24 protein-coding genes are annotated in these 18,689 nt (G+C 64.8%); 18 read left to right on the forward strand and 6 right to left on the reverse strand.

The genetic code is table 11. The features are described 5' to 3' along the window. Nucleotides 1-58: 58 nt before the first annotated feature. From AC58EF_RS01740 to AC58EF_RS01760, 5 genes are all read left to right on the forward strand, one after another. A complete protein-coding gene (locus tag AC58EF_RS01740) occupies nucleotides 59-427 on the forward strand; it encodes an endonuclease domain-containing protein (protein ID WP_497273976.1) in 369 nt (122 codons plus the stop codon). Nucleotides 428-491: 64 nt separating this feature from the next. After that, nucleotides 492-1,541, forward strand: a complete 1,050-nt coding sequence (locus AC58EF_RS01745; RefSeq protein WP_497273978.1) for a ribonucleotide-diphosphate reductase subunit beta — start codon at nucleotides 492-494, stop codon at nucleotides 1,539-1,541. A gap of 81 nt (nucleotides 1,542-1,622) precedes the next feature. Next, nucleotides 1,623-1,862 (forward strand): hypothetical protein, encoded by a 240-nt coding sequence (locus AC58EF_RS01750; protein ID WP_497273980.1) that lies wholly within the window; start codon nucleotides 1,623-1,625, stop codon nucleotides 1,860-1,862. Nucleotides 1,863-1,897: 35 nt separating this feature from the next. Next, nucleotides 1,898-2,098: a hypothetical protein gene (locus AC58EF_RS01755; protein ID WP_497273982.1), complete on the forward strand. Its 201-nt coding sequence runs from the start codon at nucleotides 1,898-1,900 to the stop codon at nucleotides 2,096-2,098. A 299-nt stretch (nucleotides 2,099-2,397) separates the two neighbouring features. After that, nucleotides 2,398-2,982 carry a glycine zipper 2TM domain-containing protein gene (locus AC58EF_RS01760; RefSeq protein ID WP_497273983.1) on the forward strand — a complete coding sequence of 195 codons (585 nt, stop codon included), beginning with the start codon at nucleotides 2,398-2,400 and terminating at the stop codon, nucleotides 2,980-2,982. Nucleotides 2,983-2,986: 4 nt separating this feature from the next. Here AC58EF_RS01760 and AC58EF_RS01765 read toward each other — a convergent pair whose 3' ends face one another. Continuing rightward, entirely contained in the window at nucleotides 2,987-3,595 is a 609-nt protein-coding gene (locus AC58EF_RS01765) for a thermonuclease family protein (protein ID WP_497273984.1), read from the reverse strand. 143 nt (nucleotides 3,596-3,738) lie between these two features. Between AC58EF_RS01765 and AC58EF_RS01770 the strand changes: the two genes are divergently transcribed. From AC58EF_RS01770 to AC58EF_RS01800, 7 genes are all read left to right on the forward strand, one after another. Then, nucleotides 3,739-4,119, forward strand: coding sequence for a RidA family protein (locus tag AC58EF_RS01770; RefSeq protein ID WP_497273985.1), 381 nt, complete (start codon nucleotides 3,739-3,741; stop codon nucleotides 4,117-4,119). Between the two features lie 29 nt (nucleotides 4,120-4,148). Next, on the forward strand, nucleotides 4,149-4,505 hold the full coding sequence (locus AC58EF_RS01775) for an ArsC family reductase (RefSeq protein ID WP_497273987.1): 357 nt from the start codon (nucleotides 4,149-4,151) through the stop codon (nucleotides 4,503-4,505). Further along, nucleotides 4,502-5,548 (forward strand): glycerophosphodiester phosphodiesterase, encoded by a 1,047-nt coding sequence (locus AC58EF_RS01780; protein ID WP_497273989.1) that lies wholly within the window; start codon nucleotides 4,502-4,504, stop codon nucleotides 5,546-5,548. Before AC58EF_RS01775 ends, AC58EF_RS01780 begins: the two co-directional genes overlap by 4 nt. Before the next feature lie 115 nt (nucleotides 5,549-5,663). Continuing rightward, nucleotides 5,664-6,398 carry a class I SAM-dependent methyltransferase gene (locus AC58EF_RS01785; protein WP_497273991.1) on the forward strand — a complete coding sequence of 245 codons (735 nt, stop codon included), beginning with the start codon at nucleotides 5,664-5,666 and terminating at the stop codon, nucleotides 6,396-6,398. Between the two features lie 97 nt (nucleotides 6,399-6,495). Then, nucleotides 6,496-6,921, forward strand: a complete 426-nt coding sequence (locus AC58EF_RS01790) for an RrF2 family transcriptional regulator (protein WP_179044284.1) — start codon at nucleotides 6,496-6,498, stop codon at nucleotides 6,919-6,921. 136 nt (nucleotides 6,922-7,057) lie between these two features. Then, entirely contained in the window at nucleotides 7,058-7,582 is a 525-nt protein-coding gene (locus AC58EF_RS01795) for a hypothetical protein (protein ID WP_497273992.1), read from the forward strand. A 125-nt stretch (nucleotides 7,583-7,707) separates the two neighbouring features. Then, on the forward strand, nucleotides 7,708-8,367 hold the full coding sequence (locus tag AC58EF_RS01800) for an MBL fold metallo-hydrolase (protein ID WP_497273994.1): 660 nt from the start codon (nucleotides 7,708-7,710) through the stop codon (nucleotides 8,365-8,367). A 145-nt stretch (nucleotides 8,368-8,512) separates the two neighbouring features. Here AC58EF_RS01800 and AC58EF_RS01805 read toward each other — a convergent pair whose 3' ends face one another. After that, a complete protein-coding gene (locus tag AC58EF_RS01805) occupies nucleotides 8,513-8,941 on the reverse strand; it encodes an MAPEG family protein (RefSeq protein ID WP_497273996.1) in 429 nt (142 codons plus the stop codon). 208 nt (nucleotides 8,942-9,149) lie between these two features. Here AC58EF_RS01805 and rpmF point away from each other — a divergent pair, with 208 nt between their 5' ends. From rpmF to AC58EF_RS01830, 5 genes are all read left to right on the forward strand, one after another. Beyond that, on the forward strand, nucleotides 9,150-9,329 hold the full coding sequence (gene rpmF / locus AC58EF_RS01810; RefSeq protein ID WP_066864328.1) for a 50S ribosomal protein L32: 180 nt from the start codon (nucleotides 9,150-9,152) through the stop codon (nucleotides 9,327-9,329). Nucleotides 9,330-9,396: 67 nt separating this feature from the next. Then, nucleotides 9,397-10,422 (forward strand): phosphate acyltransferase PlsX, encoded by a 1,026-nt coding sequence (gene plsX, locus AC58EF_RS01815; RefSeq protein ID WP_497274179.1) that lies wholly within the window; start codon nucleotides 9,397-9,399, stop codon nucleotides 10,420-10,422. After that, nucleotides 10,419-11,399: a beta-ketoacyl-ACP synthase III gene (locus tag AC58EF_RS01820; protein ID WP_497273998.1), complete on the forward strand. Its 981-nt coding sequence runs from the start codon at nucleotides 10,419-10,421 to the stop codon at nucleotides 11,397-11,399. The genes plsX and AC58EF_RS01820 overlap by 4 nt, the downstream gene beginning before the upstream one ends. 101 nt (nucleotides 11,400-11,500) lie before the next feature. Further along, on the forward strand, nucleotides 11,501-11,785 hold the full coding sequence (gene ihfA / locus AC58EF_RS01825) for an integration host factor subunit alpha (RefSeq protein WP_497274000.1): 285 nt from the start codon (nucleotides 11,501-11,503) through the stop codon (nucleotides 11,783-11,785). A gap of 87 nt (nucleotides 11,786-11,872) precedes the next feature. After that, the gene (locus AC58EF_RS01830; RefSeq protein ID WP_497274002.1) at nucleotides 11,873-12,214 is read left to right on the forward strand and encodes a MerR family transcriptional regulator; all 342 of its coding nucleotides are present in this window, start codon (nucleotides 11,873-11,875) and stop codon (nucleotides 12,212-12,214) included. 119 nt (nucleotides 12,215-12,333) lie between these two features. Here the strand turns inward: AC58EF_RS01830 and polA are convergent, their stop codons facing one another. Genes polA through AC58EF_RS01850 form a run of 4 tightly spaced genes read right to left on the reverse strand, consistent with a single transcriptional unit; the run spans nucleotide 12,334 to nucleotide 17,663 of the window. Then, nucleotides 12,334-15,120, reverse strand: a complete 2,787-nt coding sequence (gene polA, locus AC58EF_RS01835) for a DNA polymerase I (protein ID WP_497274003.1) — start codon at nucleotides 15,118-15,120, stop codon at nucleotides 12,334-12,336. Nucleotides 15,121-15,161: 41 nt separating this feature from the next. Then, nucleotides 15,162-15,887 carry an anti-sigma factor family protein gene (locus tag AC58EF_RS01840; RefSeq protein ID WP_497274004.1) on the reverse strand — a complete coding sequence of 242 codons (726 nt, stop codon included), beginning with the start codon at nucleotides 15,885-15,887 and terminating at the stop codon, nucleotides 15,162-15,164. Next, nucleotides 15,877-16,398, reverse strand: coding sequence for a sigma-70 family RNA polymerase sigma factor (locus tag AC58EF_RS01845; protein ID WP_497274005.1), 522 nt, complete (start codon nucleotides 16,396-16,398; stop codon nucleotides 15,877-15,879). The genes AC58EF_RS01840 and AC58EF_RS01845 overlap by 11 nt, the downstream gene beginning before the upstream one ends. A gap of 8 nt (nucleotides 16,399-16,406) precedes the next feature. Then, nucleotides 16,407-17,663 carry a glycosyltransferase family 4 protein gene (locus tag AC58EF_RS01850; protein ID WP_497274007.1) on the reverse strand — a complete coding sequence of 419 codons (1,257 nt, stop codon included), beginning with the start codon at nucleotides 17,661-17,663 and terminating at the stop codon, nucleotides 16,407-16,409. Between the two features lie 213 nt (nucleotides 17,664-17,876). Here AC58EF_RS01850 and AC58EF_RS01855 point away from each other — a divergent pair, with 213 nt between their 5' ends. Then, the gene (locus AC58EF_RS01855) at nucleotides 17,877-18,689 is read left to right on the forward strand and encodes a transporter (RefSeq protein WP_497274008.1); all 813 of its coding nucleotides are present in this window, start codon (nucleotides 17,877-17,879) and stop codon (nucleotides 18,687-18,689) included.

Below are 18,689 nucleotides of genomic sequence, written 5' to 3' on the forward strand. Positions count from 1 at the left end.
CATTCCCTCTCCCATCGGGAGAGGGAGGGAGCCGCGCAGCGGCGGAAGGGTGAGGGCGATGCGCAACTATCGCGATTTGCCTTCAGGTTCGGTGGATCGTGCCCGCGCCCTTCGTCGTAACGCCACGGAGGCGGAAAAGCGCCTCTGGACTTCCCTGCGCGAAAAGCTCCCCGGCGTGAAATTCCGCCGTCAGGTGCCGCATGGAGCCTATGTCGCCGACTTCCTCTGCTTCTCGGCCAAGCTGATCGTTGAGGTGGACGGCGCGACCCATGCGGAAAGCAGTGAACAGGACTTGGTCCGCACTCGTTATTTCGAGGCGCAAGGCTACCAGGTTCTGCGTTTCTGGAACCATGAGGTTCTGGGCAATATCGACGGCGTCGTCTCGGCAATCGCGGCGGCGCTGACACCCTCACCCTCCCGCGCCTGACGGCGCGGGTCCCTCCCTCTCCCGGTGGGAGAGGGGAAGAACAGATCGCTCGGAGTAACCCACCATGCCCCTTCTTCAAGCCTCCAAGGTCTATAAGCCCTTCGAATATCCCTGGGCCTATGAGTTCTGGAAGCGTCAGCAGCAGCTCCACTGGTTGCCTGAGGAAGTGCCTCTGGGTGAGGATTGCCGCGACTGGGCGCAGAAGCTCTCCGACCATGAGCGCAACCTTCTGACCCAGATTTTCCGCTTCTTCACCCAGGCCGACGTGGAAGTGCAGGATTGCTACCACGAAAAATATGGCCGCGTGTTCAAGCCGACCGAAATCAAGATGATGCTGACCGCGTTCAGCAACATGGAAACGGTCCATATCGCCGCCTACTCGCACCTGCTCGACACGATCGGTATGCCCGAGAGCGAATATAGCGCCTTCATGCAGTATAAGGAGATGAAGGACAAACACGACTATCTCCAGCAGTTCGGCGTCGACACGGACGAGGATATCGCCAAGACGCTGGCCATGTTCGGCGGCTTCACCGAGGGGCTGCAACTTTTCGCCAGCTTCGCGATGCTGATGAATTTCCCGCGCTTCAACAAGATGAAGGGCATGGGCCAGATCGTGAGCTGGTCGGTCCGCGACGAAACGCTGCATTGCGAGGGCATTATCCGCCTGTTCCACGCCTTCGTGAAGGAACGCGACTGCCTGACCGCCAGCGTCAAGGACGACATCATGGACATGTGCCAGAAGACGGTCCGCATTGAGGACGCCTTCGTCGATCTTGTCTTCGAAATGGGTCCGGTCCCCGGCATGACGCCCAAGGACATCAAGAAATATGTCCGCTACATCGCCGACTGGCGGCTGGGGCAACTGGGCCTCAAGCCCATCTACATGATCGACGAGCATCCGCTCCCCTGGCTGACCCCGCTGCTGAACGGCGTGGAGCACGCCAATTTCTTCGAAACCCGCGCCACCGAATATTCGAAGGCCGCCACCCGTGGCCAGTGGAACGATGTCTGGGACGCCTTCGACCGCCGCCAGAAGATCAAGGGTGGCGAACCGGCCAATGCGGACAGCGATCCCGACATGTTCAAGGCTGCGGGCATCGCGGCGGAGTGAGGTTCCGCCGCCTGACGCCATTGCATCCATAACGGATCAACCTTCCGCCAAAACGGGGCGAACCCCGCTTATGCTTGCGGCATGACCGAGCAAGCCGCACCCCGCTACGCCTATGTCTGCAATGTCTGCGGCAGCGATCATGTCACCCGTGATGCGTGGGCGACATGGGATGTCGACGCGCAGGACTGGATATTGGATGTCGCGTTCGACCATGCCCATTGTCACAATTGCATGGGCCATGCCCGTCTCGATCGCGTCGTCCTGACTGGCCCGACCAGCTTATCGGCGCCGGAAATCGCCCACCGCACCGCTTCGGAGTGAGGCATCCTTAACCGCATGGCCCTATCCTTGGCTCCGTGCTTTTCGGCGTCCGCCTTCGCTCTCTCTTCACCAGCCGCTGGATGGCGCTGCTGTGGGCGCTATTGGTGATCCTGACCGCGATCCAGATCGTCGGTCCCGACGATGACAAGGACGCGCGGAACGGCCAGGACGACAATGGCGCCGCCGCCGACGGCCTCACCAACGAACAGCGGCAGGCCATCGAAGACGCGCTCTGATATCGCCTCCTGCTGCGCCGGAACTTCCCCCGGCAGGCGGAATGCCCGCCCGCCCGGACGGGCGCGTCAATCAATCGGCGCGGAGCGAACGGGCAACGCCCACAGCTGAAAAATCGCGTTTGATTGTCCAGATCGCTGTCGACTTTGCCCGCGCCGCGCTGGGGCGGCAAGCCGGGTTTCAAAGGCCCGCACCCACCTGTCCCCCGACTGAATGCGCGGTTTTGTTCCGTTCATGCAACATTGTCTAAGCCTGCGGGTTCTAAGGCCAATATCAGTTGTTGGAGGGAAGGAGCCTCACCATGAAATTTTCGTTGAAACAGGCGATTGTCGCCGTCTCGCTCGGCGCCATGACCCTGACCGGAATCACCGCCACCCCCGCTCTGGCGCAACCGGGGCGCGACGCGCGCGAGCATCGCCGCGACGTGCGCGATGCACGCCAGGACTATCGTCGGGACGTGCGCGACGCCCGCAGGGATTATCGCCGCGACGTGCATGAAGCGAACCGCGACTATCGCAACGACCGCCGCGACTGGCGTCAGGACCGCCGCGGTTATGTTCGCCCCGGCCGCCCGGTCTATAGCTATGACTGGAACCGGCCCGACCCGCGCTATGGCCGCTATTACCGGCCCGACCGCTATTATCGCAGCGGCTATGCCCCGATCCGCGTCGATCGCCGCACCCGCATCTATCGCGGTTATGACGATCGCTATTATTGCCGCCGGTCGGACGGCACCACCGGCCTCATCGTCGGCGCGGCGCTGGGCGGCCTGCTCGGCAGCCAGATCGACCGGGGCCAGTCCAACGTTGCGGGCATCCTGATCGGCGGCGGCGCGGGCGCACTGCTCGGCCGGGAAATCGACCGCGGCAATCTCAACTGCCGCTGATCGCTCAGCACCAGGGGTGGCGGCTGCCATCCCAATTGCGGGCCAGTCCTTCGGCGACCAGCATGGCGCCGATCGACTGGCCTTCGCGCGTCACGACGCGCAGGGCGCGGCCATAGCGGTCGGCATCGCGATCGCCGCTTTCCAGCGAGAATGGCCCGGCGTTCATCAGCGCCTGCAACCGCCGCGTCGCCTGCGCGCCCCGTTCCCCTTCCGCCGCGCAGCGTGGCCCATGGGTTTCGGGGGTGTCGATGTCGGCGATCCGGTATTTCTCGCCCCGGAACCAGAAAGTGTCGCCGTCGACCACGCAATCGGTCCCACCGCCGCTGTGACAAAGGCCGAAATCGGCCGATAGCCTGTCCGCCGACAGGCTTTGCGCCGGGACATCGACGCTGGGCCGATCGAACCGCGCGATCCAGCCCGGCCCGTACCAGCCGAGCAGCAATCCAAGGCATAATGTATAGATCAGCGCCGGGCCGCTGAAGCCCTTGCTCCGCCGCTGCCCCGCCGGCCGGAACCGCGCCGCATTACCGGCGCGCCGTGCTTCCGCCAGCCATGCCTGCTGCACCCTGTTCTTGCGCGACGGTCCCTGCCGTACGATCCCTTGTCTCGTCATGCCACCGCCTTAGCGAAGCATCGGCAAATGGTCCGTTAAGACTGCTCCGGCTTTCCGCCGTTCCGGCGAAAGCGCTGGACAGGCGCGGGCCAAGGGGGCAAAGGCGCGGACGATCCTTTCGCACCGCAACAGGAATCCCCCTCATGCCCCGCCAGCTCATTTCCTCCGGCTCGCCCTTCGAGGCGCAGGTCGGTTATTCGCGCGCCGTCGTCCAGGGCGACTGGTGCTTCGTCGCCGGCACCACCGGCACTGACCCGGAAACCAAGACCATGCCCGAAAGCGTGGTGGAACAGGGGCGCAATGCGCTCAAGGTGATCGGCAAGGCGCTGGAGGACGCCGGCTTCTCCTTCGCCGATGTGGTCCGCGTGACCTATTACATCACCGACCCGGCCTATTGGGATGACCTCGGCAAGGCGACCGCACCCGTTTTCGGCGAGATCCGCCCCGCGGCCAGCTGCGTCGTCGCCGGCCTCATCAAACCGGAAATGAAGATCGAAATCGAAGTCACCGCCTTCAAAGGGTAATGGGCCAAAGCTAACAGGAGCGCAGCATCATGATCACCATGTATGGCATCAAGAATTGCGACACGATCAAGAAGGCCCGCAACTGGCTGGACAATGAGCAGGTCGCCTACAGCTTCCACGACTATAAGGTGTCCGGCGTCGACAAGGCCAAGCTGGAGGACTGGGTGATGGAGCATGGCTGGGAAACCATCCTCAACCGCTCCGGCACCACCTTCAAGGCGCTGGACGCCGGGGACAAGGCGCATATCGACGCGGACAAGGCGATCCTGCTGATGATGGCCAACCCCTCGATGATCAAGCGCCCCATTCTGGACACCGGCCGCGAAACCATCGTCGGGTTCAAGGCGACGACCTATGAAAATGCGCTGCAAGGCGTGAAGGCATGATCGGGCGGGGGTTGCTGCGCATCGGGTTGATCCTGCTCATGAGCCTCATCCCCCTCTCCACCGCGTCCGCTGAGCCGATCCTGATCGCGCATCGCGGCGCCAGCGGCGAACGGCCCGAACATACGCTCGCCTCCTATGAGCGGGCGATCGATCAGGGCGCCGACTATGTCGAGCCGGACCTGGTGCTGACGAAGGACGGCATCCTCGTCGCCCGCCATGAAAATGAGATCAGCGGCACGACCGACGTCGCCGATCATCCCGAGTTCGCCGACCGCAAGACGACGAAAACCATCGACGGCGTTCAGATGGTCGGCTGGTTTACCGAGGATTTCACCCTCGCCGAGCTGCGCACGCTGCGCGCCCGCGAACGGCTGCCCGACCTGCGCCCGGCCAACAAGCGTTTCAACGATCTCTACCTCATCCCGACCTTCGAGGAGATATTGAAGCTGGTCCGCGCCAAGGAGGCGGAAACCGGCCGCCGCATCGGCGTCTATCCCGAAACCAAGCATCCCAGCTATTTCGCGAAGATCGGCCTGCCGCATCAGGCGGCCCTGCTCGATCTGCTGAGCCGCTACGGCTATCAGACGGAGGCTGATCCGGTCTTCATCCAGTCGTTCGAGGTCGGCAATCTCAAGGCGCTGCGCGCCGCCACCCGCCTGCGCCTCATTCAACTGGTCGATGCGCAGGGCGGCCCCGCCGATCTGCCGGGCACCACCTATGCCGACATGCTGAGCGTGCAGGGGCTGGCCGACATCGCGACCTATGCTGACGGCATCGGCCCGTCGGCCGCGCTGCTCATCGATGCCCAAGGCCCGACCGCGCTGGTCGGCCGCGCCCATGATGCGGGGTTGCAGGTCCATGTCTGGACGCTGCGGATGGAAAACAGCTTCCTGCCCGCCGCCTACCAGCGGCCCGACGATCCGCAGGGCCGCGGCGACTTCGCCGGCTTCGTCCAGGCGATCGCGGCGACCGGCGTGGATGGCATCTTCAGCGATTTTCCGGGGCAGGCGCGCGCGGCGCTTTCCGAAGCCACCCGGCCATAGGCTGCGGCTGCCGAGACGGTATCCTCTTTGCTATCCCTAAGTAGGGTGATTTCATGTGGATTCCCCGTTGTCGCGGGATATGTCTGGTCTGACCCATGAGCGGAGGAGCGAATCTATGACCCACGTTGAGGCTTTAAGTGCATATCGCCAGGGCGCGTATGAACAGGTCGGTGGATGGGTCGCGGACCAGGCCGTCGACGCGCTTGATCTGGTTGCGGCCTTTCATGATCTTCACGACGTTCGGGGCGACGCGATGGAGATCGGGGTTTTCCAGGGTCGCTTCTTTCTCGGACTTATGGCTGCACTGCGGAGCGATGAAGTCGCCGTGGCCATCGACATTTTTGATGATCAGGCGCTCAACATCGACCAATCCGGTCATGCGGATAATCTTCGTGCCATTTTCACGGCGAATATAGAGAAGTTTGCCGGGGCACCGGAAAAGGCACGCATTCTGCCCGGGGATTCGATGTGTGTGCGATCCGCGGATATTCTCGCGGCTTCGGGCGCCAATGGATACCGTCTCATCAGCGTGGATGGCGGGCACACTGCGGAGCATGTCATGAATGACCTCGCATTGGCTTCGCAGGTCATTGTCGGCGGGGGCGTGATTTTCCTGGATGACTTCCACAGCCCGCATTGGCCCGGCGTGTTTGAAGGCTTTGTCCGATATATGGCGTTCGCCAACCGCAATCTTGCACCGGTCCTCTTCGCCGGAAACAAGCTGTTGCTAACCACAATTTCCGATCAACCCATCATGCTGGAATATATGCGGAATAATCTCGTGCTGGGTCCGCACAAGAGTCTGGCCAATGTGAAGTTGGCAGGCTTCGATTATATCGCGTCCAGCTGAATCAGCGGGGGCGGGGGGCTTACTGCGCGATCCATTGGAAATCGTTCTTTTATGAGCCTCACTTGCCAAAGCCTCCCCGCGGGCGAATAACGAATCCATGCTGTCCCAGAAGACCCGTTACGCCATCCGCGCCCTCCAGCATCTCGCCGATCGATACCGCCAGGGGCCGGTGCCCCTGAACGAAATCGCCACGCGGCAGAATATCCCGGCCAAGTTCCTGACCGTGATTCTGTCCGAATTGTCGCGCGAAGGGCTGGTGGCGACGCAGCGGGGCCGGGACGGGGGCTATTGGCTGGCACTGGCGCCGGTCGACATCAGCTATGGCGACATCGTCCGGCTGACGCGCGGCTCGCTGGCGCTCACGCCCTGCGCCAGCCGCTTCGCGCATGAAAGCTGCACCAACTGCCTGCCCGAATCGGAATGTCGCCTGCACCGGGTGATGCTGCGCGTGCGCGACGAAACGGCCAAGGTGCTAGACAGCATCAGCCTGGCCGAGCCGTTCGCGGTCGAGGGGGCGGAATAAGGGCGACTTAAGGCCGTTCGCCCGGTGTGACGGACGATTGGTTGGGGAGCAGAAGATCAGCTGCCAGCCCCTTACAGCTCATTACCAGACATTAGGGAATCTGCGTTAGCCGTCTTGTGCTTTTTTGGAGATTGACATGCGTGCCGCCCTCCTTCTCGCCGTTTTTGCTCTGACCGTTCCTGCCGCTTCTATTGCTCGTGATGATGATAGTGGTCGTTATGGTCCGATGGATGGGCGAGGCGATGGTTATAAGAACAAGATTGCGAAAGACGGATTTTGGGAAATCACGGGCAGCGTCAGCGGCCATAGTCGGGCGACTGCGGCCGATTTCGCGATCTATCGGGCGGCTGAAATGGCTCGGGCAGAGGGCCATCGTTATGTAGAAATACATGATGCCGTAGGTCGTCAGAATCGTTCCACTGGCGCAGAAAGCGTAACGTTATTCGCTCGACCCATTGATGCTCCAGTTCATCCGTCCACCTGTCGATCAGGCAAGCCGAAGCGCTGCTATACGGCCGACGTGGCATTGGTGTTTGCGCGGTTGAGCGGGGAGGATGGCAATCACCCCGGCGTGGCTGCACCTAGCTATATCGACAAATTCGGGCGAACTGTCACTCAAAGTGGCTTTGGAACAGGCGCGGTAGGCGTCCCACCCCAATAATTCAGTCACAGGGTAGCGCGGAGGCAATGTCGAGGGTCGCTTCCAGACTATCACATCCGGGCCTCCCGAAGCGCCGACCCAGCAGGGGTTGCACATGGCTCACCCGTCCGCCACATGCGTAAGCCATGACCACGCCGCCGCTCAAAGCCATCCTCATCCCCGTCACCCCGTTGCAGCAGAATTGCACCCTTTTCTGGTGCACCCAAACGATGCGCGGCGCCTTCGTTGATCCGGGCGGCGATCTGCCGCTGCTCAAGCAGGCGGCGGCGCAGCATGGCGTGACGATCGAGAAGCTGCTCGTCACCCATGGCCATATCGACCATTGCGGCCAGGCGGGGGTGCTGGCGCGCGACCTTCATGTCCCGATCGAGGGGCCGCATGAGGATGACCGTTTCTGGATCGACCGCCTGCCCGCCGATGGCGAGCGCTGGGGCGTGCCGGGCGAAAGTTTCGAGCCGGATCGCTGGCTCAAGGACGGAGATCAGGTGACGGTCGGCGATCTGACCTTCGACGTCATCCATTGCCCCGGCCACACGCCCGGCCATGTCGTCTTCCACCATGCGCCAAGCAAGCTGGCGATCGTCGGCGATGTGCTGTTCCAGGGATCGATCGGCCGCACCGACTTTCCGCGCGGCAATCATCAGGATTTGATCGACGCCATCACCGGCAAGCTCTGGCCGCTGGGGGGAGACACCGCCTTCGTCCCCGGCCATGGCCAGATGAGCAACTTCGCCCATGAGCGGCGGACGAACCCCTTCGTCGCTGATTCGGTGCTGGCGCGCTGATGTGTTGGGAATGTGCTGTCGCACATTCCATCCGCCCCGGCCCGCACCCCCACCCGGCCACCCAACGGGAGTATTCTATGGGCGGCCGGGTGGGGGTGCGGGCCGGGGCGGTATCAAAAATGCGCTCTTCCGCGCATTTTTCCAATCAACGAACAGCCATGACCGGCGGCGCGGGCAATTCCTGCGTCGCCATATAGGCAATGTCCAGCGCCGCGATCGCCATGACCAGCATCACGCCCCAGGTCAGCAGCGCGCCGCCCGCGCGCAGGGCGGTGGGCTTGTCCGCATCCATGCCGAACGCATGGGCGACCCGCGCCCCGACATAGACCAGCGCGCCGATCCACAGCCACAGCGACGCGCCCGTCGCCAGTTCGACCAGCGCGAAGAGAATCAGCACGATCGGCGTATATTCGACGAAATTGGCATGGGCGCGCATCCGCTTGCCCAGCAGCCCATGGCCGGCGTCACCATGCAACACCTTGTCCCTGATCCGAAATCGCGCGCAGCGAATCGCCAGCCACAAGTTCAGCAGCGCGCAGGCGGCGGCAAAGGTCAGCGTGATCGGCAGTAGCATCGTTAAATCCCTGTTGTCTGGTGGTCCGCACCCTAGGGCGCCGGCCGGATGGGGCAAGGAAGGACTTGCGCCTCCGGCAAAAACCGCTATAGGCGCAGGGCTTCGCGATCACCCGGGCCGCATGGGTCTGCGGCGCCGTTGGCGTCGGCATCTGTTCGGAAACCGGCCAGTCGCACAACCAGATTGATATATGGAATAAGGTGCCGACATGGCTGTCCCCAAGCGCAAGACTTCTCCTTCCCGCCGCGGTATGCGCCGCAGCCATGACGCGCTGCGCGTCGAGGCTTTTCAGGAATGCTCGAACTGCGGTGAACTGAAGCGTCCCCATAATCTGTGCGACGCCTGCGGTCACTATAACGGCCGCGAAATCGTCGCCGTCGGGGCGTAAGCCCGTCCTCTACTCCGCAAAGGGGTGAATTAAAGTGTCCAGCCAACCGCGAATCGCAATCGACGCGATGGGCGGGGACGAAGGCGTGCGCGTGATGATGGCGGGGGCCGCCTTGGCCCGCCGCCGCCACGATGGGCTGCGCTTCACCCTGTTCGGCGACGAGGAGCGGATCAAGGCGGCGCTCGACCATCACCCCAATTTGCGGGCGGCGTCGGACATCGTCCATGCCGATACGGTCGTCGACGGCTCCGACAAGCCGAGCGTCGCGATTCGCAAGAAGAACAGCTCCATGGCCAAGGCCATCGCCGCCGTGAAGGCGGGGGAGGCCGGCGCCGCCGTGTCCGCCGGCAATACCGGCGCGCTCATGGCGATGGCGAAGCTGGCGCTGCGCACCATGCCGGGCGTCGATCGCCCCGCGCTGGCGGCGATGCTGCCCACGCTGGGCGACAATGACGTGATCATGCTGGACCTGGGCGCCAACACCGAATGCGACGCCCGCAACCTCGTCCAGTTCGCGGTGATGGGCGCGGCCTATGCGCGCATCGCCTTCGACCTCGACCGGCCGCGCGTCCGGCTGCTCAACATCGGCACCGAGGAGCTGAAGGGCACCGACCAGATTCGCGACGCCGCCACCGTGCTCCGGTCCGCCGGGACGCTGCCGCTCCAGTTCGACGGCTTCACCGAAGGTGACAAGATCGGCCGCGGCGACACCGACGTCATCGTCTGCGACGGCTTTTCCGGCAATGTCGCGCTCAAGACGGCGGAGGGCACCGCGCGCTTCGTCACCGACGTGCTGCGCAGGGCCTTCACCAGTTCGATCCGCTCGAAGATCGGCTTCCTGATCTCGAAGCCGGCGATGCACCTGCTCAAACATCATCTCGATCCCAACAACCATAATGGCGCGGTGTTCCTGGGCCTCAACGGCGTCGTGGTGAAAAGTCATGGCGGCGCGGACGAAAAGGGCGTGGCCAATGCCGTCCATGTCGCCGCGCGCCTGCTGGAAGAGGATATCACGCGCCGCATCGCCGCCGACATGGCGGGGATTGAGGGCCTGTCGGCCGCCGCGTCCAAGCTGGAGCAGCCTGTCAAGTGATCCGCCGTTCGATTCTCCTGGGGACGGGTTCCGCCCTGCCCGCGCGCATCGTCACCAATGACGAACTGGCCCGGACGGTCGACACCAGCGATGAATGGATCGTCGAGCGCACCGGCATCCGCGCCCGCCATATCGCCGGCGAGGGCGAGACCACCGCGACACTGGCGACCGACGCGGCCCGCGCCGCGCTGGACGCCGCCGGTCTTGTCGCGCAGGACATTGACCTCATCATCCTGGCGACGGCGACGCCCGACCAGACCTTTCCCGCCGCCGCGACCAAGGTGCAGGCGGCGCTCGGCATCGACGATTGCGTCGCCTTCGACGTGGCGGCGGTCTGCTCGGGTTTCCTCTATGCCGTCACCGTCGCCGACAGCATGATCCGCTCGGGCGCCGCCCATCGCGCGCTGGTGATTGGTTCGGAAACCTTCAGCCGCATCCTCGATTGGGAAGACCGCACCACCTGCGTCCTGTTCGGCGACGGCGCCGGCGCGATCGTGCTGGGGGTGGAGGAAAGCGCGGCCACCGATCCCATGTCCGCGCGTGGTATCCTGGCGTCGAAGCTGCACGCCGACGGACGCCATAACCAGCTTCTCTATGTCGACGGCGGCCCGTCGACCACGCAGACCGTGGGCAAGCTGCGCATGAAGGGACAGGAAGTCTTCCGTCATGCCGTCACCAACCTCGCTTCGGTCCTGACCGAAGTGATGGCGCAGGCCGGCCTGCCCGCCACGGAGATCGACTGGCTGGTCCCGCACCAGGCCAATGCCCGCATCCTCGACGCCACCGCCCGCAAGCTGAAGCTGCCGGCGGATCGCGTCATCATGACCGTGGATCGCCACGCCAACACGTCCGCCGCATCGGTTCCACTGGCGCTGGACCTCGCCATGCGCGACGGGCGGATCAAACCCGGCGACCTCGTCGTGCTGGAAGCCATGGGCGGCGGCTTCACCTGGGGCGCCTGCGTCCTGCGAGTCTGACACCCCTTCCGGCTATCTTGCCGAATCATTGCGAATCAGTCAGATTCGGGAAGGATCATCGGGGGGATGATCGCTAAAAGCAGGCGAGAGGGAACAGGGAAATGACTGGCACATTGACGCGCGCGGACTTGGCCGAGAGTCTGAATCGCCATGTCGGTCTGTCACGCGCGGAAGCCGCGACGCTGGTCGAATCCATCCTCGACCATATGTCGGCGGCGCTGGAGCGTGGCGAGAATGTGAAGATTTCGAGCTTTGGCACTTTCGTGCTGCGCGATAAGACGCAGCGCATGGGGCGCAATCCCAAAACGGGTGTCGAGGTGCCGATCGAACCGCGCCGGGTGCTGACCTTCCGCGCAAGCCAGGCGATGCGGGACCGGGTGGCCTGATCGACGCCTCGATCTACCACTTTTTCCTCGTTTTTCGTGATTTGGCACAGTTGACCTTTCCGCGGTGATGGGTGCAACATCCCTGTCATGAAAAAAGCGGAGGGGGCATTCCTTACCATCAGCGAGCTGGCCGGCGAGCTTGGTCTGCCCCAACATATCTTGCGCTATTGGGAAACGCGCTTCCCGCAATTGCGGCCGCTCCAGCGATCGGGCAATCGGCGTTATTACCGGCCGGACGATGTGGTGCTGGCGCGCCGCATTCATCATCTGCTCCATGTCGAAGGCTTCACCGTCAAGGGCGCGCAGAAAGCGCTGAGCGATGGCGACGGCATGGCCGCACCGAAAGCCGCGGCATCGACATCGACGGATGATCTGGTCGCGCGATTGCAGGGCATCCGCGCCGCGCTGGCCGCCGCGCTGAAGGTTTAGAGCATCGTGCGCAAAAGTGGGAACCGGTTTCGCGCGAAAAACGATGCGACAACAAAGAACTAGAGCGCGCGACCTGCGTCGGATTTAACGCAGCGCGCTCTACGAATAGCGCTACCCTCTCAATGCGCCGCGCCCCAGCTCGGCCCGGTGCCGATCTCCACGCCCAGCGGGACGCTCAGCTTCACGATCGGCTCGGCGGCCGTTTCCATGACCCGGCGGATCACCGTGCTCGCCGCCTCCACATCGCCTTCGGGCAGTTCGAACACCAGTTCGTCATGGACCTGAAGCAGCATCTTCACCTCGCCCAGGCCCGCCGCCTCCAGCGCCGGCCCCATGCGCGCCATGGCCCGTTTGATGATGTCGGCGCTGGTGCCCTGGATCGGGGCGTTGATCGCGGCGCGCTCGGCGCCCTGCCGTTCATGCTGGATCGAAGCCTTGATGCGCGGGAACCAGGTCTTCCGGCCGAACAGGGTTTCCGTGTAACCCCGTTCGCGCGCCTTCTCGATCGTCTCGTTGATATAGATGCTGATGCCGGGGAAGCGCTCATAATAGCGGCTGATCATGTCCTGCGCCTCGTCCGCGCTGATCTCCAGCCGGCCCGCGAGGCCCCAGCGTGAAATGCCGTAGAGGATGGCGAAGTTGATCGTCTTGGCGCGGCCGCGGGTGTCGCGGTTGACCTCGCCGAAAAGCTGCATCGCGGTGGCGGCGTGAATATCCTCGCCATTCGCGAACGCCTCCCTGAGCGCGGGCACGTCTGCCATATGGGCGGCGAGCCGCAGTTCGATCTGGCTATAGTCCGCCGCCAGGATGACATTGCCGGGTTCGGCGACGAAGGCGTGGCGGATCTGCCGGCCGACCTCGGTGCGGATCGGGATATTCTGGAGGTTGGGATCGGTGGAGGACAGGCGGCCGGTCTGCGCGCCGGTCAGTGAATAGCTGGTGTGGACGCGGCCCGTATCCTTGTTGATCTGGGCCTGGAGCGCGTCGGTATAGGTGGATTTGAGCTTGGATAATTGCCGCCAGTCCAGCACCTTGGCGGCGATCGGCGCGCCCTGCGCCTTCAGTTGCTCCAATATGGTGACATCGGTGGAATAGGCGCCCGACTTGCCCTTCTTCCCGCCCTTATAGCCCATCTTGTCGAACAGGATCGCGCCCAGCTGTTGGGTCGAACCGATGGCGAAGGGCTGGCCGGCAATCTCGTGGATGTCCGCTTCCAGCGCGGCGATGCCGGCGGTGAATTCGGCGGACAGGCGGGACAGCGCCTCGCGGTCGACCTTGACCCCGTGATGCTCCATCTGCGCGATCACGCCGACCAGCGGGCGGTCGACCAGTTCATAGACGCGGTTCGCGCCTTCATTGGCGACGCGGGTCTTGAACCGCTTCCACAGGCGCAGGGTGACGTCGGCGTCCTCGGCCGCATATTCGGTGGCGCGGGGCAGGGGCACTTCGGCAAAGCTGATCTGGCTCTTGCCGGTGCCGACCACCTCCTTGAAGCTGATGCATATATGATTGAGGTGGACGCGCGCCGCCTCGTCCATGCCGTGGCCGGCGAGCGACTGGCCCGCGTCGAGGTCGAAGCTCATGACGATGGTGTCGTCATAGGGCGCGACCTCGATCCCGTGACGCCGCAGCACGGTCAGGTCATATTTCAGATTCTGGCCGACCTTGAGGACGCTATCGTCCTCCAGCAGCGGCTTGAGCTTCGCCAGCACCAGCGCCTTGTCGAGTTGCTGCGGCCGCTCGGCGAACATGTCGGTGCCGCCATGGCCGACGGGGATATAACAGGCCCTGTTCGGCCCGACCGCCAGGCTGATGCCGACCAGCGCGCAGGACACGCAGTCGAGCATGTCGGTTTCGGTGTCCACCGCCACCAGCCCTTCGGCATGGGCGGCGGCGATCCAGCGGTCCAGCGCCTCTTCGGTCACGACCGTTTCGTAGAGGCTGCGGTCGATCGCCGCTTCTTCCTCATGCGTGGGCGCGGCGGGCGGTGCGCTGTCGGTCGCCGCCGCGGCGGTCGCGGCCACCGCAACGGCGGCCGCCGGCGCGCCGAGGCGGTTGAGCAGCGTCTTGAAGCCGTGATGCGAGAGGAAGGCCTGCAACGGCTCGGGCGGGATGCCCTTCAACGTCAGATCGTCCAGCGGCTCGGGCAGGTCCATGGAGTCATGCAGCGCGACGAGCCGCCGCGACAGCCGCGCCATGTCGGCATGGGCGATCAGATTTTCCTGCATCTTCGATTTCTTCATCGCAGGCGCGGCTTCGAGCGCCGCTTCCAGCCCGCCATATTCGGTGATCAGCTTGGCGGCGGTCTTGGGCCCGATGCCGGGGACGCCGGGGACGTTATCCACGCTGTCGCCCATCAGCGCGAGGACGTCGCCCAATTGCTCCGGCTGCACGCCGAACTTGCCCATGACATAGTCCGCGCCGCGCCGCTCATTCTTCATCGTGTCGTACATGTCGACGCCGGGCTGGATCAGCTGCATCAGATCCTTGTCGGAACTGACGATGGTGACATGCCAGCCCGCCGCGACCGCCGCCTTGGTATAGCTGGCGATGATGTCGTCGGCCTCGAAGCCCGCTTCCTCGATGCAGGGGAGGGAGAAGGCGCGCGTCGCATCGCGGATCATCGGAAATTGCGGGACCAGATCCTCGGGCGCGGGCGGGCGGTTCGCCTTATACTGGTCGTACATGTCGTTGCGAAAGGTGTGCGACCCCTTGTCCAGCACCACGGCCAGATGGGTCGGGCCTTCCGCTTTGCCCAGTTCCTCGGCCAGCTTCCACAGCATCGTCGTATAGCCATAGACCGCGCCGACCGGCTGGCCATGCTGGTTGGTGAGCGGGGGAAGCTGATGATAGGCGCGGAAGATATAGCCGCTGCCGTCGACGAGATAGAGATGATTCTGGGTCATGGCCCGAAGGGATAGCGATTAACCGCCATCCCCTCCAGCCTTCAGGACCAGTCGCGCGTCAATGCCTCCGCCGTCGCGTCCATCAGGCGCGGTTCGCCGCTGCCTGTGAGGGCGTAGGACATGTCGCCGCGTCGCCAATAGGCGACCGATTCCGCGCCTTCCCGCACGGCATCGGGCCGTTCGGGCGCGCGGCTGCGGTCGCGGAGCGCAAAGAGCGAGAAATTCTTGCCGCCTTCCGTCTTCACCGCGACCACCAGCGCCGGGCCGCGCTCGGTGGGAAAGAGCTGGACGTCGGTCACGCGCCAGTCGCCCGGCAGATGCGGCATGGCGATGCGGGTGTTGGACGCGATCTCGCGCGCGTCATAGCGGGGCGTTTCCACCTGCGACACCATCGCGGCCCGCATCATCGCGATGCGGTGCGAATTGACCGCATAGTCGACATAATCGGGCGGGCCGGACGGACGCAGGAAGACCATGGCCAGGCTCGCGGCGGCCGCCATCGCGCCGACGGCAGGCAGGGACCGCCGCCACAGCGGCCGGGACGGCAACGCCTTCAACCGCACCGCCGTCTCCGCCATCGCGTCGGGCATGGCGCCGGGGCGGGGCGCCATTAGCCGCAGCGCGCTGCGGGTCGACAGGTCCGCCATCACCCGCGCCGCCTGATCGGGGTTGCGGGACAGATGCGTCTCCACCACGAACCGGCGGGAAAGTTCCAGCTGGTCGTCGACATAGGCGTCGATCTCCAGCGCATTCACCTCATTGCTCATCCTGTCCTCCCACCAGCCGCAGATGCGGCCCGGCCTTGCCAGCCTGTCCCTCACGCAGCGCCGCGCGCGCCCGCGACAGGCGCGACATCACCGTGCCGATCGGCACGCCCAGCACATTCGCCGCCTCCTGATAGCTCAACCCCTCGATCGCGGTGAGGTGCAGTATCGCGCGCTGGGCGTCGGGCAGGGCGGCGAAGCCCCGCGCGATCTCGGCCAGCCGCACATGCTCCTCCTGCCGCGGGTCCACGCTGGCAAGCAAAGTCTCGGCGAAGCGGTCGTTGCGGCGTGTCTCGGCCGCCTGCCGCCGCTTGCCCGAAATGAAGACATTGTGGACGATCGCCAGCAGCCAGCGGGTGCGGCTGCGTTCGGGCCGGTAGGTCGCCTTGCGTTCGATCGCGCGCAACAATGCATCCTGCACGACATCGTCAGCATCCTGTTCGTCGCGGGCGAGCGACCGGGCATAGCGCCGCATCGCCAGCAACTCCGCCTCCATGTCGCGCCGTTCGTCCATTCCGTCGCTTATCCCGTGCCGGCGCGCGGCGGGCAAGTCAGGACCCGCATGACCGGCAGCAACCGATGCTGCAACAGCGCGCCATAGGCGTGGGCGACCACGTCCAGCACATCGTCCCAAACATGCCGCGCCGCCTCGTCCGCGGCCGCCCGCCGCATCGTGGCCAGCCTGCCCGGATCGTTCATCAGCCCGATCGCGGCATCGGCATAGGCCTGGGCGTTGGCGGGCGGCAGCAGCAGACCGGTACGGCCGTGGTCGACCAAAGCGGCGGCGCTCGGCACATCGGCGGACAATATGGCGAGGCCCGACGCCATCGCCTCCAGATTGACGTTGCCGAACGCCTCGGTGACGCTGGGATTGATGAGGATGTCGGCGCTGGCCACCGCCCGGCCCAGCGCCTTGCCGCTCAGATGGCCCAGGAAGGTGGCGTTGGGCAGGCGCTGCGCCAGCCAGGATCGGGCCGGCCCCTCGCCCACGATCAGCGGCCGCACCATATGGCCCTGCGCCCGGATCGCGGCAACCGCGTCGGCAAAGACATCCAGCCCTTTCTCCCGCACCAGCCGCCCGAAGAAGAGCGGGACGAAGTCGCCCTCTCCATAGCCATGGGCGGCGCGGAAGGCCGGGTCGCGTCGGGTCGGCGCAAAGTCATGCGGATCGATGCCCCGGCCCCAGACCAACAGCCTGTCCGCGCCATGGCGCTCCGCCATCTCGTCGCGGATCGGCGCGGTCGGGACCAGGATCAGGTCGGCATCGCCATAGAAGCGATCGAGATAGCGCTCGATCGCCCCGCGCAGGAAGGAAAGGCGATAATAATCGAGATAGGTCTCGAAGCGCGTGTGCAGGCTCGCCACCACCGGGATGCCGCGTGCATGGGCATATGTCTGCGCCTGCCGACCCAGCCGGTCGGGACAGGACAGATGGATGATGTCGGGCGCGAACTGGTCGAGATCGCGCCGCACTCCGCGCGTCAGGCCGATCGCGACGCGATATTCCGGGCGGCCGGGAATGGCGAGCGAGGGAACCGAGCGGATGTCTCCCACCGACTGGAAGGCGGGCAGGGGCGCGGTCGGCGAATAGACGCGCACCTCCATGCCGACCCGGTAGAGGAGATGGGCGACCAACCGGTTGAGCGCGCGGTTCGCGCCATCGCGCACACAGTCATAATTGCCGGAAAACAGCGCGATGCGGACCGGTTTCCGACCGGGAAAGCCGGTGCGGAGCGGGATGACATTGCGGTCGGCGGGAAAATGGAGGGACTGTTTCATGCCCGGCATACGCGGGGCGAGGACGGTTTATTCCATCACATCCCGCCGCGTCCCGCTGATGGGCACGCCGCACTCGCCCTCATCGATCGTGCGCGGCGTCAATTGCCGGCTTGGCCCCTGAAACAGGCTTGCGTTCATATGGGGCAGGCTGGTGTTTGATTATTTTCAGCCGGTTTCTTGGTGTAAGCTCCACATATGGGGCGAGGGGGGAATATGATGGCGCGAATGCTGGCGATGATGTTGGCCGGACTGATTCCCGCGGCGGCCCTGGCCCAGCCGCAGCAGGCCGCGCCGCGGGACTTGTGCGCCGATCGGCCGGGGCTGGGCACGCCGCCCTGCACGGTTGAGCCGGGACGCATGATGGTCGAACTCGGTCTGGGCGACTGGACGCGCGAAAGCGACGCGCAGGAGCGTAGCGACAGCGTCGAGATTGGCGAGCTGGCGCTCCGCGTCGGACTGACCGACAGTCTGGAGGCGCAATTCGGCTGGACCGCCTATGGCCATGTCCGCACCCGCGACCGGGTCAGCGGCGCGATCGACCGCAGCGACGGCGTCGGCGACGTGCGGCTGGCCTTGCTGCAAAATTTCCGTAACCCGGATGGATCGGGCTTTTCGATCGCCGCCATGCCCTATATGACCCTGCCGGCCGGGGGCAAAGCGATCGGTGCGGGCGATTGGGGCGCGGGGTTGCTGATCCCCGTCAGCTTCGATCTGGGCGGCGGTCTGTCCCTGGGGCTGACGCCCGAGGTCGACGCGGCGGTGGACGAGGATGGCGACGGCCGCCATCTCGCCTACGGCAGCGTCGTCGGCCTGGGCGTGTCGCTCGGCGATACCGTGTCGGCGACGGTTGAGACGTCCCTGATGCGCGACGACGACCCGGCGGGGCGCAACACCCAGGCGCTGGGCGGGCTGTCCTTCGCCTGGCAGCCGTCCGACGCCATGCAGCTCGACATCGGCCTCAATGTCGGATTGAACGCGGACAGCCCCGACAGCGAAGTCTATTTCGGCGTCACGCGGCGTTTCTGA

This window comes from Sphingobium sp. WR1, assembly GCF_059693745.1.

What these genes read in the sequence shown, in the direction of transcription:
- AC58EF_RS01740 (WP_497273976.1), top strand. Translation starts at nt 59, where the DNA reads ATGCGCAACTATCGCGATTTGCCTTCAGGTTCGGTGGATCGTGCCCGC.
- AC58EF_RS01745 (WP_497273978.1), top strand. Translation starts at nt 492, where the DNA reads ATGCCCCTTCTTCAAGCCTCCAAGGTCTATAAGCCCTTCGAATATCCC.
- AC58EF_RS01750 (WP_497273980.1), top strand. Translation starts at nt 1,623, where the DNA reads ATGACCGAGCAAGCCGCACCCCGCTACGCCTATGTCTGCAATGTCTGC.
- AC58EF_RS01760 (WP_497273983.1), top strand. Translation starts at nt 2,398, where the DNA reads ATGAAATTTTCGTTGAAACAGGCGATTGTCGCCGTCTCGCTCGGCGCC.
- AC58EF_RS01765 (WP_497273984.1), bottom strand. Translation starts at nt 3,595, where the DNA reads ATGACGAGACAAGGGATCGTACGGCAGGGACCGTCGCGCAAGAACAGG.
- AC58EF_RS01770 (WP_497273985.1), top strand. Translation starts at nt 3,739, where the DNA reads ATGCCCCGCCAGCTCATTTCCTCCGGCTCGCCCTTCGAGGCGCAGGTC.
- AC58EF_RS01775 (WP_497273987.1), top strand. Translation starts at nt 4,149, where the DNA reads ATGATCACCATGTATGGCATCAAGAATTGCGACACGATCAAGAAGGCC.
- AC58EF_RS01780 (WP_497273989.1), top strand. Translation starts at nt 4,502, where the DNA reads ATGATCGGGCGGGGGTTGCTGCGCATCGGGTTGATCCTGCTCATGAGC.
- AC58EF_RS01785 (WP_497273991.1), top strand. Translation starts at nt 5,664, where the DNA reads ATGACCCACGTTGAGGCTTTAAGTGCATATCGCCAGGGCGCGTATGAA.
- AC58EF_RS01790 (WP_179044284.1), top strand. Translation starts at nt 6,496, where the DNA reads ATGCTGTCCCAGAAGACCCGTTACGCCATCCGCGCCCTCCAGCATCTC.
- AC58EF_RS01795 (WP_497273992.1), top strand. Translation starts at nt 7,058, where the DNA reads ATGCGTGCCGCCCTCCTTCTCGCCGTTTTTGCTCTGACCGTTCCTGCC.
- AC58EF_RS01800 (WP_497273994.1), top strand. Translation starts at nt 7,708, where the DNA reads ATGACCACGCCGCCGCTCAAAGCCATCCTCATCCCCGTCACCCCGTTG.
- AC58EF_RS01805 (WP_497273996.1), bottom strand. Translation starts at nt 8,941, where the DNA reads ATGCTACTGCCGATCACGCTGACCTTTGCCGCCGCCTGCGCGCTGCTG.
- rpmF (WP_066864328.1), top strand. Translation starts at nt 9,150, where the DNA reads ATGGCTGTCCCCAAGCGCAAGACTTCTCCTTCCCGCCGCGGTATGCGC.
- plsX (WP_497274179.1), top strand. Translation starts at nt 9,397, where the DNA reads ATGGGCGGGGACGAAGGCGTGCGCGTGATGATGGCGGGGGCCGCCTTG.
- ihfA (WP_497274000.1), top strand. Translation starts at nt 11,501, where the DNA reads ATGACTGGCACATTGACGCGCGCGGACTTGGCCGAGAGTCTGAATCGC.
- AC58EF_RS01830 (WP_497274002.1), top strand. Translation starts at nt 11,873, where the DNA reads ATGAAAAAAGCGGAGGGGGCATTCCTTACCATCAGCGAGCTGGCCGGC.
- polA (WP_497274003.1), bottom strand. Translation starts at nt 15,120, where the DNA reads ATGACCCAGAATCATCTCTATCTCGTCGACGGCAGCGGCTATATCTTC.
- AC58EF_RS01840 (WP_497274004.1), bottom strand. Translation starts at nt 15,887, where the DNA reads ATGAGCAATGAGGTGAATGCGCTGGAGATCGACGCCTATGTCGACGAC.
- AC58EF_RS01845 (WP_497274005.1), bottom strand. Translation starts at nt 16,398, where the DNA reads ATGGACGAACGGCGCGACATGGAGGCGGAGTTGCTGGCGATGCGGCGC.
- AC58EF_RS01850 (WP_497274007.1), bottom strand. Translation starts at nt 17,663, where the DNA reads ATGAAACAGTCCCTCCATTTTCCCGCCGACCGCAATGTCATCCCGCTC.
- AC58EF_RS01855 (WP_497274008.1), top strand. Translation starts at nt 17,877, where the DNA reads ATGATGGCGCGAATGCTGGCGATGATGTTGGCCGGACTGATTCCCGCG.